The 12,344-nt window shown below is 65.8% G+C and carries 11 protein-coding genes; 7 read left to right on the forward strand and 4 right to left on the reverse strand.

Features of this window, described 5'->3' with window-relative positions:
* Nucleotides 1-50: 50 nt before the first annotated feature.
* Nucleotides 51-662: a hypothetical protein gene (locus tag J7J08_RS00210; RefSeq protein ID WP_214900386.1), complete on the reverse strand. Its 612-nt coding sequence runs from the start codon at nucleotides 660-662 to the stop codon at nucleotides 51-53.
* 100 nt (nucleotides 663-762) lie between these two features.
* Nucleotides 763-1,788, reverse strand: a complete 1,026-nt coding sequence (locus J7J08_RS00215) for a zinc-binding alcohol dehydrogenase family protein (RefSeq protein WP_214900387.1) — start codon at nucleotides 1,786-1,788, stop codon at nucleotides 763-765.
* Between the two features lie 370 nt (nucleotides 1,789-2,158).
* Here J7J08_RS00215 and J7J08_RS00220 point away from each other — a divergent pair, with 370 nt between their 5' ends.
* The 4 genes from J7J08_RS00220 (at nucleotide 2,159) to J7J08_RS00235 (ending at nucleotide 5,194) form a co-directional block, all read left to right on the forward strand.
* Complete coding sequence (locus J7J08_RS00220) at nucleotides 2,159-3,244, forward strand: OmpA family protein (protein WP_214900389.1); 1,086 nt, start codon at nucleotides 2,159-2,161, stop codon at nucleotides 3,242-3,244.
* A gap of 180 nt (nucleotides 3,245-3,424) precedes the next feature.
* Nucleotides 3,425-3,937: a hypothetical protein gene (locus J7J08_RS00225; RefSeq protein ID WP_214900391.1), complete on the forward strand. Its 513-nt coding sequence runs from the start codon at nucleotides 3,425-3,427 to the stop codon at nucleotides 3,935-3,937.
* Nucleotides 3,938-3,956: 19 nt separating this feature from the next.
* Nucleotides 3,957-4,796, forward strand: a complete 840-nt coding sequence (locus J7J08_RS00230; RefSeq protein ID WP_214900394.1) for a pseudouridine synthase — start codon at nucleotides 3,957-3,959, stop codon at nucleotides 4,794-4,796.
* A 56-nt stretch (nucleotides 4,797-4,852) separates the two neighbouring features.
* Nucleotides 4,853-5,194 carry a hypothetical protein gene (locus tag J7J08_RS00235; RefSeq protein ID WP_214900396.1) on the forward strand — a complete coding sequence of 114 codons (342 nt, stop codon included), beginning with the start codon at nucleotides 4,853-4,855 and terminating at the stop codon, nucleotides 5,192-5,194.
* Between the two features lie 60 nt (nucleotides 5,195-5,254).
* On the opposite strand, the gene kbl is transcribed toward J7J08_RS00235, so the two are convergent.
* The gene (kbl, locus tag J7J08_RS00240; protein ID WP_214900398.1) at nucleotides 5,255-6,466 is read right to left on the reverse strand and encodes a glycine C-acetyltransferase; all 1,212 of its coding nucleotides are present in this window, start codon (nucleotides 6,464-6,466) and stop codon (nucleotides 5,255-5,257) included.
* Between the two features lie 190 nt (nucleotides 6,467-6,656).
* On the opposite strand from kbl, the gene J7J08_RS00245 reads away from it, so the two are divergent.
* On the forward strand, nucleotides 6,657-7,358 hold the full coding sequence (locus J7J08_RS00245; protein ID WP_214900401.1) for a TorF family putative porin: 702 nt from the start codon (nucleotides 6,657-6,659) through the stop codon (nucleotides 7,356-7,358).
* A 132-nt stretch (nucleotides 7,359-7,490) separates the two neighbouring features.
* On the opposite strand, the gene tdh is transcribed toward J7J08_RS00245, so the two are convergent.
* On the reverse strand, nucleotides 7,491-8,513 hold the full coding sequence (gene tdh, locus J7J08_RS00250; RefSeq protein WP_214900403.1) for an L-threonine 3-dehydrogenase: 1,023 nt from the start codon (nucleotides 8,511-8,513) through the stop codon (nucleotides 7,491-7,493).
* 464 nt (nucleotides 8,514-8,977) lie between these two features.
* On the opposite strand from tdh, the gene J7J08_RS00255 reads away from it, so the two are divergent.
* A complete protein-coding gene (locus tag J7J08_RS00255) occupies nucleotides 8,978-11,140 on the forward strand; it encodes a S46 family peptidase (protein ID WP_214900405.1) in 2,163 nt (720 codons plus the stop codon).
* A gap of 515 nt (nucleotides 11,141-11,655) precedes the next feature.
* Entirely contained in the window at nucleotides 11,656-12,300 is a 645-nt protein-coding gene (locus J7J08_RS00260; protein ID WP_214900408.1) for a histidine phosphatase family protein, read from the forward strand.
* The last annotated feature ends 44 nt before the right edge of the window (nucleotides 12,301-12,344 follow it).

Genomic DNA, 12,344 nt, shown 5'->3' on the forward strand with positions numbered 1-12,344 from the left:
TGCGTACGGTAGGTGTGAAGGGTGCCGCGTATCGCCTTTGCACGCAAGGGTCACCGCAGGGCGGGCGCCGGCTCGGGTTTGCGGACACCAAAGAGGGGGAGGGTATAACCGCAGAGGGGGCCGATCAGCAGGGCGAAGGCGAGGGTGCCCAGGCCGACGTTGCCGCCCAGGTACCAGCCGATGACCAGCACGGTGCCCTCGATCAGGCTGCGCACCAGCCAGATCGGCCAGCCGGTGCAGGCGTGCAGGCCGGTCATCAGCCCATCGCGCGGGCCCGGCCCGAACCGGGCGCCGATGTAGAGGCCGGTGGCCACCGCCACCAGCAGCAGCCCCAGCACGAACATCGGTACCTGCCACACAAGCCCGTGCACCTCCGGCAACAGCCACAGGCCGAACTGCGCGCTGGGGCCGATCAGCAGCACGTTCAATACCGTGCCCAGGCCCGGCTTCTGCCGGATCGGCCACCACAACAGCAGCACCAGCGCGCCGATCACATTGGTGGCCACGCCGAACGACAGCGGCGTCTGCAGCGCGATGCCCTGGGGGAGTACGTCCCAAGGCGCCACGCCGATCGCGGCGCGGATCATCACTGCCGCGCCCATGCCGTACAGGAACAGGCCGATCAGCAGTTGCAGCAGGCGCAGGGGCAACGAGGTGGGCATGGCGGCGTCATCGACAGGGCGTTTGACTGTAGGGCGTGCGCTGCCGCGCCGCCAGATGCAGATACGCACGAAAGCGCGCGCACCCGGCGCGCCCTGGCGTTCAATCCCAGCCGGACAACACCAGCTTGCCGGTGACCCCGCCACCTTCAAGCAGGCGATGGGCCTGCCGCAGGTTGGCAGCATTGATGCTGCCCAGCGAGGTATGCGCGGTGCTGCGCAGTTCACCGGCGTCGACCAGGCTGGCCACCCGGCTGAGGATGCGGTGTTGCTCAATCATGTCCGCCGTCTGGAACCGCGAACGCGCGAACATGAATTCCCAATGGATGCCGATGCACTTGGCCTTGTAGGGGTCGCCGATGCGCAGCGGCCCGCGCGGCTCCACGATGAGGCCAACATGCCCCTGCGGTGCCAGCAGCTCGCCCAGCACTTCCCAGTAGTAGTCGGTGTCGGCCAGGTTCAGCGCCACCTCGACCTGGGCGATGTCCAGCGCCTGCAACTGGGCCGGCAGGGGTTGGCGGTGATCGACCACATGATCGGCACCCATCCGGCGACACCATTCCGCCGAGTCCTCGCGCGAGGCGGTGGCCACTACGGTGAAGCCGGCATGGCGTGCCAATTGAATCGCCATGGAACCCACGCCACCGGCGCCGCCGATGACCAGCAGGGTCTGGCCAAGGTGGCGACGATCGTCGAAATGCAGCGGCATGCGCTCGAACAGCAGCTCCCATGCGGTCAGCACCGTCAGCGGCAGGGCGGCGGCCTCGGCGAAATCGAGCGTGGCCGGCTTGCGTCCCACCAGGCGTTCATCGACCCATTGCCGCTGCGCATTGCTGCCGGATCGGGTCACATCGCCGGCGTAATACACCTCATCACCGGGCGAGAACGCGGTCACCTGCGGGCCCACGGCCTCGACAATCCCGGAAGCGTCATAGCCCAGGATGCGCGGCGGCGACACTTCGCCCGCGCGTGGCGCGCGTTGCTTGGCATCGACCGGATTGACGGAAACGGCCTGTACACGCACCAGCAGGTCGGTTCCCTGCGGCGCGCCCGGTTCTGGCAACTCAAGGTCACGCAGTGAATCGGGGTCGTCGATGGGCAGGTAGTGAGTGAGGCCTACGGCTTTCATGGCGGCTCCTGTGGAGGTGAACACCTTCATCATAAGGTCGCTTCTGAACCTGTTCTGCAGCTGAATAACGGCCTGCGACAAACTGCATCAAATACTGTGGCGAAGCCTTGGAAACTCTGGGAAAGTGCCGAAAACCCTTGTCATTGTTGGGTCTTGCGGAAGTTCACCAACCTGTATAGGGTTCGTCCAGCTGGACCCGGTGGAGGTCTGGTCGCCGATTTCACATGTTACGTGACCGTTAACATCGCCTTCACTCGCCTGAGCATAATGTTCGCGGCGGTGGCGTGCTGAATCGGCAGTCTTAAACGACGCAGTAGTGCTGGCCCATGCCTCTACCGGTTTCATACCCCCGAAATAGGAGCTGTATTACATGAACAAGAAGATCCTCACTGCCGCGCTGCTGGGCGGCCTGGCCATGGCCCAGGCAGCTTCGGCGCAGGAGTTCGATGACCGCTGGTACCTGACCGGTTCTGCCGGCTTCAACTTCCAGGATAGCGACCGTCTGACCAACGACGCTCCGTTCGTTACCCTGGGTCTCGGTAAGTTCATCAGCCCCAACTGGTCGCTGGACGGCGAGCTGAACTACCAGAACCCGAACTTCGACGCCAACCAGGACCTGAACTGGAGCCAGTACGGCGCGTCGATCGACCTGCGTCGCCACTTCATCCAGGAAGGCCGTGGCTGGAACCCGTACATCGTCGGCGGCCTGGGCTACCAGAAGTCCGAAGAAGAGTTCGACAACAACCCGTCGCCGAACAGCCCCGGTGAGCGCAAGGACGGCAACTTCGCCGCCAAGCTCGGCGTCGGCCTGCAGACCACCTTCGAAAAGCGCGTTGCCGTGCGTGCCGAAGTGGCCTACCGCGGTGATTTCGACGACAAGAGCTACCACGCTCCGGACGAAAGCTGGTTCGGCGACGTGCTGGCCTCGGTCGGCGTCGTGATCCCGCTGGGCCCGCCGCCGGCTGCCCCGGTCGTTGCTCCGCCGCCGGTTGCCCCGAGCTGCGCAGACCTGGATGACGACGGTGACGGCGTCAACAACTGCGACGACAAGTGCCCGGATTCGCAGCCGGGTCAGACCATCGGTCCGGACGGTTGCCCGGTGCCGGTCTCCATCGACCTGAAGGGCGTCAACTTCGACTTCGACAAGTCGAACCTGCGTCCGGACGCCGTGGCGATCCTGCAGGAAGCCTCGCAGATCCTGGTCCGTTACCCGGATATCCGCGTCGAAGTCGCTGGCCACACCGACCTGTGCGGCAAGGACGACTACAACCAGAAGCTGTCCGAGCGTCGTGCGACCGCCGTGTACAACTATCTGACCCAGAACGGCGTGGATGCTGGCCGTCTGGCCGGTCCGATCGGTTATGGCGAGAGCCGTCCGCTGGAGCAGACCCCGCAGACCTTCCCGGCCTGCAAGAGCGAGAAGAACCGTCGTACCGAGCTGAACGTCCAGAACTAAGCCGTCTGGTAGTACAGCCTCAGAACGGGGCCCGGCATTGCCGGGCCCTGTTTTTTTGTGCCTTCTGTCCGAAATCGGCAATAAATCCAACAAGTTGCCGTATTCATTGAATGTGGGATCTTGAAAGCCGTTGTGGCGCTGTTAAACTCGGCGCGTCGACCTCTTTCCTGGATGCATCCCATGCTGCGTATTGCACTGGCCGCCGCGCTTGGCCTGGCCCTGGTTCCCACCGCCTACGCAGCCGTGGATTGCTCCGCTTCGGCCACCAGCGTCAAGCCGCTGCCGTTGCCGGCCACCGCGATCGCCCCGGTCGCGTCCGAGCTGTACATCCGCAATGTGCAGCTGGGCATGCCTGCGGGCGTGCTGACCTCCAATTTCGACCAGCAGCAGTCGCTCGACCGCGTGCTGCAGCGCCTGCGCATCGACGGCTGCCAGAACATCGCCAAGGCGATGCCGGGCACCCCGGCGATCAAGCCCAACGATCCTGCCGCGTACAAGCCGCAAACCGAGTTCGACAACACGCCGTGGCGTTTCGACATGAGCCAGAACGGCAAGCGCATGACGGCCGATGAGTTCGACGCCTGGATGAAGTCGCGCGGCGTGCGCGTGGTCAAGGCGCGTCCGGCAGCGGCTGCTGCACCGGCGCCTGCCGCCGAAGCACCGGCTGAAACCAAGCCGGGCGGCAAGAAGTAAGCAACGCGCGCGGCGCCCGATGAGTACCCGTCGCCCCCCAGCCGCGCCATCCACTCGACCACGCCGCGATCCGCGGCGTGCGTCTGCTGCCGCCAAACCCGCTGGCCAAGCTGCCGATGCGCCGCGCCATGGGCTGGCGCGCGTGCTGTCCAAGGCCGGCCTATGCTCACGCACCGAAGCCGCGCGCTGGATCGGCGAAGGCCGGGTCACGGTCGACGGCCGCACCATCAACAACCCCGAATTCCCGATCATCGACGGCCGCCACGTGGTGCGCGTCGATGGCCAGCCGCTGGATGCACCGCGGCGCCTGCATATCGTGCTCAACAAGCCGCGCGGCCTGGTCACCACCGCGCAGGATGAGCGCGGCCGCGACACGGTGTACCGGTGTTTCGATGGCGCCGGCTTGCCGTGGCTGGCCCCGGTCGGGCGACTGGACAAAGCCAGCGAAGGGCTGTTGTTGTTCAGCAACGACCCGCAGTGGGCTGCACACCTGACTGACCCGGTCACCGGGCCGGACAAGACCTATCACGTGCAGATCGACGCCATTCCCGATGCCGCGCAGCTGGCCGCGCTGTGCGCCGGCGTGGACGACGCAGGCGAATTCCTGCGTGCCCGCCAGGCACGCCTGCTGCGCAGCGGCGACAAGACCGCCTGGCTCGAAGTGGTGCTGGAAGAAGGGCGCAACCGCCACATCCGCCGGTTGCTGGCCGCGTTCGACATCAACGTGCTGCGCCTGGTGCGCGTGGCCATTGGCCGCTTGCCACTGGGCACGCTGGCCAAGGGTGCCTGGCGCGAACTGGAGCCGCACGAACTGAACCTGCTGACCGCCACGGCCGACGCGGCCGCGGCCGATACCTGAGACTGGGCAAGGGATGGCCTGCTACCGAGATTTCGTCCACTACCGGGAGTAATGCCATGCACGCCCACCCGTTCCCCCGTTCCCTCCTGCGCACGGCCTGGCTGCTGCTGCCGGCCGCATTGCTCAGCGCCTGCGGTGGCCATAAGGAGGTCGCGAAGTCGACCCCGCCGGTGACCGACAAGGTCGTGGAAATCAAGCCGGCCGAGCGCGATGGGCGCGGCGCCTATCGCTTTCATATGACCAACGGCGAAAAGCGCATGACCGCCGACGAGTTCGACGCGTGGATGAAGGCCAACGGCATCCGCGTGGCCAAGGGCAATCCCAATGCAGCGCCTGCGGCCAAGCCGGTGGTGGTGGCGAGCAAGGGCGAGGCGAAGGGCAAGAAGAAAAAGAAATGACGCGCGGCGCGCGTCATTCCGGATGTTGCATCGTGAACGTCAGCGGGGCAGAGCCCCGCTCTACGCTTTGATGACGCCCAGCTCAAGGCCGATGCGGGTGAACGCATCAATCGCGCGGTCCAGGTGCTGGCGGGTGTGTGCGGCGCTGATCTGGGTGCGGATGCGCGCCTGCCCCTTGGGGACGACCGGGAAGAAGAAGCCGATCGCGTAGATGCCTTCCTCGAGCAGGCGTTCGGCGAACTTCTGCGCCAGCGGCGCGTCGTACAGCATCACCGGGCTGATCGGGTGCACGCCCGGCTTCACGTCGAATCCGGCAGCGGTCATCTTTTCGCGGAAGTAGGCGGTGTTGTTGGCCAGCGTGGTGCGCAGGTCGTCGGCGCTGGCCAGCATGTCGAACGCCTTGATGCCGGCGGCGACCACGTGCGGCGGCAGCGAGTTGGAGAACAGGTACGGGCGCGAGCGCTGGCGCAGCAGCTCGATCACTTCGGCGCTGGCGGTGGTGAAGCCACCCAGCGCGCCGCCCATCGCCTTGCCCAGGGTGCCGGTGATGATGTCGATCCGGTCCAGCACGCCCTTGACCTCGGCCGAGCCGCGGCCGGTGGCGCCGAGGAAGCCGGTGGCATGGCATTCGTCGATATGCACCAGCGCGTTGTACTTCTTCGCCAGCGCCGTGATCTCGTCCAGCGGGGCGATGAAGCCATCCATCGAGAACACGCCGTCGGTGGTGATCAGCTTGGTGCGGCAGCCGGCAGCATCGGCCGCCTGCAGCTGGGCTTCCAGGTCGGCCATGTCGCAGTTGGCGTAGCGGAAGCGCTTGGCCTTGCACAGGCGCACGCCGTCGATGATCGAGGCGTGGTTGAGCGCGTCGGAAATGATCGCGTCGTTCTCGCCCAGCAGCGGTTCGAACAGGCCGCCGTTGGCGTCGAAGCAGGCGGCGTACAGGATGGTGTCCTGCTTGCCGAAGAAGCCGGCGATCTGCTGCTCCAGCTGCTTGTGCAGGTCCTGGGTGCCGCAGATGAAGCGCACCGACGCCATGCCGAAGCCATGGCTGTCCAGCGCGTCCTTGGCGGCCTGGATCAGGTCCGGGTGGTCGGCCAGGCCCAGGTAGTTGTTGGCGCAGAAGTTCAGCACCGTGCGGCCGTCGTCCAGGGTGATCTCGGCCGACTGCGGGCTGGTGATGATGCGCTCGGACTTGAACAGGCCCTGGGCGCGGATCGCCTCCAGTTCTTCAACGTAGTGCTGGGTGAGCGGGGCGGTCTGGGCGTTGGTCATGGCAGGCGGTCATCGGCACGGGAAAACCGGGATTTTACCCGTCGCGGCCGGCCGCAGGGCGCCCCTGCGAGCGGCGGGCCATTACGGGGCACGGAAACGGTTGCGCATGAGATTGTTGCATCGCAATATCAATCAGGTTAAAAAACCGTAAAACCCGCGTTGCATCCACCCCCACGTCCGGAGACCCCGCATGAACCACGCCACGCGCTGTACCGCCGCCGCTGTGCTCTGCGCCGCCCTGCTTGCCCCGTTTGCCGCCAGCGCCCAGGACGAGGCCGAATCGCCGTTCAGCTGGAACGTCACCGGCGTATCCGACTACGTGTTCCGGGGCGTTTCCCAGACCGACGAAGATCCAACCCTGCAGGCCGGCTTCACCTATACCTCGCCCGTGGGCCTGTACGCCGGTGTCTGGGGCTCGGGCGTGGATTTCGGCGACGGCGGGCCGGATGCCGAAGTCGATTACTTCATCGGCTATGGCGTGGACGTCACCGACAGCGTCAACGTCGACGTGATGCTCAACCACTACAGCTACCCCGGTTCCAGCGAACTGGCCTACACCGAGCTGATCACCAAGACGAGCTTCGCCGAGCACTACAACGTGACCGTGGCCTACACCAACGATGTCTGGAACACCGACACCGATGGCTGGTACTTCGCCGCCGGCACCGAGTGGGCGCTTCCGCAGGACTTCGTGCTGACCGCCAACGTTGGCCGCAACACGTTCAAGGATGAGGTCGCCAAGGATTACACCGACTGGAACATCGGCGTGAACCGCACCTGGGGCCTGTTCACGCTGGGCCTGGGCTACTACGGCACCGACGGCAACGGCCGCGACAACAGCGGCAAGCTGGCCGACAACCGCGTCGTTTTCACCGTCGCGGTAGGGCAATAAGCGGCGCTCGCGCCGCTTCTGCCCACGCATTCCACCTTAACCCCGCGCCGTTGGCGCGCCCCCTTCAACAAGAAGGGGGCTCTCCTCCAGGCAGTGCCGGAACGAAGAAGGCGCCCAATGGGCGCCTTCTCTTTAATTCCAGCTCAGGACCACCTTGCCCGCCTTGCCCTGTTCCATCAGGTCGAAGCCCTTCTGGAACTCGTCGATCGGCAACTGGTGGGTCATCACCTTGCCGAGCGGGAAGCCGGACAGCACCAGCTGGGTCATCTTGTACCAGGTCTCGTACATCTTGCGGCCGTAGATGCCCTGCACGGTCAGGCCCTTGAAGATGATCTTGTCCCAGTCGCAGCCGGCGCCGCGCGGCATGATCCCGAGCATGGCGATCTTGCCGCCGTGGTACATGCAGTCGAGCATGTCGTTGAACGCGCGCGGGTTGCCGCTCATTTCCAGGCCCACGTCGAAGCCCTCCATGTGCAGTTCCTTCATCACGTCCTTCAGCGAGGTGTTGGCCACGTTGACCACGCGGGTGGCGCCCATGTCGGCGGCCAGCTTCAGGCGGAAGTCGTTGACGTCGGTCACCACCACGTTGCGCGCACCGATGTGCTTGCAGATGCCGGCGGCGATGATGCCGATCGGACCGGCACCGGTGATCAGCACGTCTTCGCCGATGACGTCGAATTCCAGCGCGCAGTGCGCGGCATTGCCGTACGGGTCGAAGAAGGCGGCCAGTTCCGACGGGATCTGGTCGGGGATCGGCCACAGGTTGCTGGCCGGCATCACCATGTATTCGGCGAAGGCGCCGTTGACGTTGACGCCGATGCCCACGGTGTTCGGGCAGAGGTGCGGACGGCCGCCACGGCAATTGCGGCAGTGGCCGCACACGATGTGGCCTTCGGCCGACACGCGCTGGCCGATCTCGTAACCGGTCACGCCCGGGCCGATGCCGGCAATGCGGCCGACGAACTCATGGCCGATGGTCAGGCCCGGCTTGATCGTGCGCTGGCTCCATTCGTCCCACAGGTAGATGTGGAGGTCGGTACCGCAGATGGCGGTCTTTTCCAGCTTGATCAGGACCTCGTTCGGGCCCGGCACCGGCACCGGCACTTCTTCGAGCCAGATGCCCTTGGCGGCTTCGCGCTTGACCAGGGCCTTCATTGTTTGCTGCGCCATCGGGGTGGAACTCGTCTGGGGGAAAGCGGAATTATAGGGCCCGCGGGGAGTTTTCCATGTTGCGGTGCCGTACCTGCCGGTAGCGCCGGCCGTTGGCCGGCTGCTCTTCGTTCAGGGGTCATGAACGCCTGACGGTTGGCTTCGGTGGGTCTAAACGTCGGACGGATGGCGTTGATCGGGTGGAACGCGGTTTTGGACGCTTGTGCCGCGCTGCGCGCGGTTTCCGGCCAACGGCCGGGGCTACGAACCGTTACGGGCCCATCGGGATCGGGATCAATCAACCATGGGCCCATCGGATCGGGATCAATCGACCGTTGGCCCATTGGGATGTGGATCCGCTGGCGTCCATCCCGGTAGCGCCGGCCGTTGGCCGGCCCTCGTGACTTCCGGGGGGGCGGGGGGCGTCGGGTTGCCGGTACACTCGGCGGTTCTTTCACCAGGGGCCGCTCATGCGCTCGAACCTGCTTGCTTTCTCCGTCGTCGCCAGCCTTGGGCTGGTCCAGGCCGCCCATGCCGCTGAGGGCATGTGGGTGCCGCAACAGCTGCCGGAGATTGCCGGGCCGCTCAAGCAGGCCGGCCTGAAGCTGTCCCCTGAACAGATCTCGGACCTGACCGGCGACCCGATGGGCGCGGTCGTGGCGCTGGGCGGCTGCACCGCCAGCTTCGTCTCCCCGCAGGGCCTGGTGGTGACCAACCACCACTGCGCCTACGGTGCGATCCAGCTCAATTCCACCGCCGAAAAGAACCTGATCAAGGACGGCTTCAACGCGCCCACCCTGAAGGATGAACTGAGCGCCGGCCCCAACGCGCGCGTGTTCGTGCTCGACCAGATCACCGATGTCACCGACCAGGCCAAGGCCGCCATCGCGGCCGCCGGCAAGGACCCGCTGGCCCGCACCCGCGCGCTGGAAGCCTTCGACAAGGCGCAGACCGCTGCATGCGAGGCCGATGCCGGCTTCCGCTGCCGCCTGTACAGCTTCTCCGGTGGCAATACCTATCGCCTGTTCCGCAACATGGAAATCAAGGACGTGCGCCTGGTCTACGCGCCCCCGGGCAGCGTGGGCAAGTTCGGCGGCGACGTCGACAACTGGATGTGGCCGCGCCACACCGGCGATTTCTCCTTCTACCGCGCCTATGTGGGCAAGGACGGCAAGCCGGCCGCCTTCTCGGCCGACAACGTGCCGTACCAGCCGAAGCACTTCCTCAAGTTCGCCGACCAGCCGCTGGGCGCCGACGACTTCGTGATGGTGGCCGGCTACCCGGGCCGCACCAACCGCTACGCGCTGGCCGGTGAGTTCAACGAAACCGCCAGCTTCACCTACCCGACCATCGCCCGCCACTACAACGCGGTGCTGGACCTGATCGACAAGGCCGGCAAGGCCGATGCGGACGTGAAGGTGAAGTACGCCGCCACCGCCGCCGGCATGAACAACGTGGCCAAGAACTATGCCGGCCAGCTGGAAGGCTTCAAGCGCATCGACGCGGCCGGCCAGAAGCAGGCCGAAGAAGCGGCCGTGCTGGCCTGGTTGAAGAAGCAGGGTGCCGCCGGCAAACCGGCGCTGGCCGCGCACGCGCAGCTGGTCAAGCACCTGGACACCAGCAAGAGCACCCGCGAGCGCGACCTGTTCGTGGGCCAGTTCAACAATACCTCAGCCGTGGGCGCCGCCCTGTCCCTTTACCGCCTGTCGATCGAACGCGCCAAGCCCGACGCGCAGCGCGAAGCCGGTTACCAGGAGCGCGACCTCACCACGATCGAAGGCAGCCTGCGCCAGATGGACCGCCGCTACGTGGCGAAGATGGACCAGCAGTTGCAGCAGTACTGGCTGAACCAGTACGTGGCGCTGCCGGCGGAACAGCGCAACAATGAGGTGCTGAACCAGTGGCTGGCCGGCAGCGATGCCGCTGCCGTGGATGGCCTGGTGAAGAAGCTGTCGGGCACGAAGTTGGGCAGCCTGGACGAACGCCTGAACTGGTTCAAGGCCGACCGCGCCGCGTTCGAAGCCAGCACCGACCCGGTCATCCAGTACGCAGTGGCGACCATGCCGGCGCTGCTGAAGCTGGAAGAGCAGAAGAAGACCCGCGAAGGCGAATCGCTGCTGGCGCGCCCGGCCTACCTGCAGGCGCTGGCCGACTACAAGAAGAGCAAGGGCGAATTCGTCTATCCAGACGCCAACCTGTCGCTGCGCATCACCTTCGGCAACGTGATGGGCTATGGCAAGGACGGCGTGAATTACACCCCGTTCACCACGCTGGAAGGCGTGGCGGCCAAGGAATCCGGCGAAGACCCGTTCGATTCGCCCAAGGCGCTGCTGGATGCGGTCAAGGCCAAGCGCTACGGCGGCCTGGAAGACAAGCGCGTGGGCTCGGTGCCGGTGAACTTCCTGTCCAACCTGGATATCACCGGCGGCAACTCCGGCTCGCCGGTACTGGATGCCCATGGCAAGCTGGTTGGCCTGGCCTTCGACGGCAACTGGGAATCGGTCAGCTCCAACTGGGTGTTCGACCCGATCATGACCCGCATGATCGCGGTGGACAGCCGCTACATGCAGTGGATCATGCAGGAAGTGGCGCCCGCGCCGCAGTTGCTCAAAGAGCTGAACCTCACGAAGTGAGGCGCGGTTCCTGATTGCCGGCCATCGGCCGGCGCTACCGTTAACGAACCCCGCGGCAATGCTGCGGGGTTTTTTGTAGGCTCATCTCTCATCTGAGGGGAGCGCCCGCTGCAGCAGACGCAGCTGCCGGTGGATCGAGCGCCGGGCCCCATACCCTTTCCGGCGAATGTCCCCCGGCGTCGCCCTGACTCCCGCTTTTCCGTCGCGAACCGCAAGCCGAGCCCCGTCGCGGCCGGTAGGTCCCTGGCAAAGTAAAGGAGGAGGGGGCGGCCGCAGGCCGACGCCGGGGGACATTTGCATAGGGGCCTGCCGGCCGCGGCGGGGCCCCACACGCTCGCGATGAACCTGATCGAAGACCCTGCACCAAGCTTCCAAGGCCCTCGAAATGAAACGCTTCACTCCGACGGAAGAAGAACCTTTTGTTTGGCGAGGTATGATGGCCGCTTCCCCCCGATCATTCACATCACGTGAACGATTGCGACTGTTCTCCTCTCCCCCAAGGACCTCTAGTTCGCATGCGCATCCTGCTTGCCCGTCACGGTGAAACCCCGTGGAACGCCGAAGGCCGTTACCAGGGCCAGATCGATATCCCGTTGTCGCCGATCGGCGAAGCCCAGGCCCAGGCCCTGGGTGAGCGCTTGAAGTCGGTGGACATCACCCGTGCCGTCGCCTCGCCGCTGTCGCGCGCGCAGCGCACCGCGCAGCTGGCACTCGGTGCCGGCCGCGCCGACATGCTGCTGACCGAACCGGACCTGCAGGAAATCGCCCACGGTGAATGGGAAGGCCTGCTGGCCAGCGAAATCAATGACAAGGACCCGTCGCGCCTGCAGGCGTGGCGCGACGAACCCGATACTGTGCTGATGCCGGGTGGCGAATCGCTGCGGCTGGTGCTGGACCGCAGCTGGCGCGGCCTGGCCCGCGCCGCCGAAGGACTGGGCGAACACGACACGCTGCTGGTGGTTGCCCACGACGCGGTCAACCGGGTGATCCTGTGCCGGATCCTGGGCCTGCCGCTGTCGCGGCTGTGGACCTTCCGCCAGGCGCCGACCACGTTGAACCTGCTGGAAGGTGCCGATCTGGACAGCCTGGAGGTGGTGCGGTTGAACGATTGCGCGCATCACACGCCGTTTTTTGGTGAGGCGAAGCATCGGGCGTTGTGATTCTTCCTGCGGTTGCCGACTGACAGTCGGCACTACACGTCGGC

Origin of the sequence: Stenotrophomonas sp. ISL-67 (assembly GCF_018612915.1) — a bacterium.
Classification (GTDB): domain Bacteria; phylum Pseudomonadota; class Gammaproteobacteria; order Xanthomonadales; family Xanthomonadaceae; genus Stenotrophomonas.

What these genes read in the sequence shown, in the direction of transcription:
- J7J08_RS00210 (WP_214900386.1), bottom strand. Translation starts at nt 662, where the DNA reads ATGCCCACCTCGTTGCCCCTGCGCCTGCTGCAACTGCTGATCGGCCTG.
- J7J08_RS00215 (WP_214900387.1), bottom strand. Translation starts at nt 1,788, where the DNA reads ATGAAAGCCGTAGGCCTCACTCACTACCTGCCCATCGACGACCCCGAT.
- J7J08_RS00220 (WP_214900389.1), top strand. Translation starts at nt 2,159, where the DNA reads ATGAACAAGAAGATCCTCACTGCCGCGCTGCTGGGCGGCCTGGCCATG.
- J7J08_RS00225 (WP_214900391.1), top strand. Translation starts at nt 3,425, where the DNA reads ATGCTGCGTATTGCACTGGCCGCCGCGCTTGGCCTGGCCCTGGTTCCC.
- J7J08_RS00230 (WP_214900394.1), top strand. Translation starts at nt 3,957, where the DNA reads ATGAGTACCCGTCGCCCCCCAGCCGCGCCATCCACTCGACCACGCCGC.
- J7J08_RS00235 (WP_214900396.1), top strand. Translation starts at nt 4,853, where the DNA reads ATGCACGCCCACCCGTTCCCCCGTTCCCTCCTGCGCACGGCCTGGCTG.
- kbl (WP_214900398.1), bottom strand. Translation starts at nt 6,466, where the DNA reads ATGACCAACGCCCAGACCGCCCCGCTCACCCAGCACTACGTTGAAGAA.
- J7J08_RS00245 (WP_214900401.1), top strand. Translation starts at nt 6,657, where the DNA reads ATGAACCACGCCACGCGCTGTACCGCCGCCGCTGTGCTCTGCGCCGCC.
- tdh (WP_214900403.1), bottom strand. Translation starts at nt 8,513, where the DNA reads ATGAAGGCCCTGGTCAAGCGCGAAGCCGCCAAGGGCATCTGGCTCGAA.
- J7J08_RS00255 (WP_214900405.1), top strand. Translation starts at nt 8,978, where the DNA reads ATGCGCTCGAACCTGCTTGCTTTCTCCGTCGTCGCCAGCCTTGGGCTG.
- J7J08_RS00260 (WP_214900408.1), top strand. Translation starts at nt 11,656, where the DNA reads ATGCGCATCCTGCTTGCCCGTCACGGTGAAACCCCGTGGAACGCCGAA.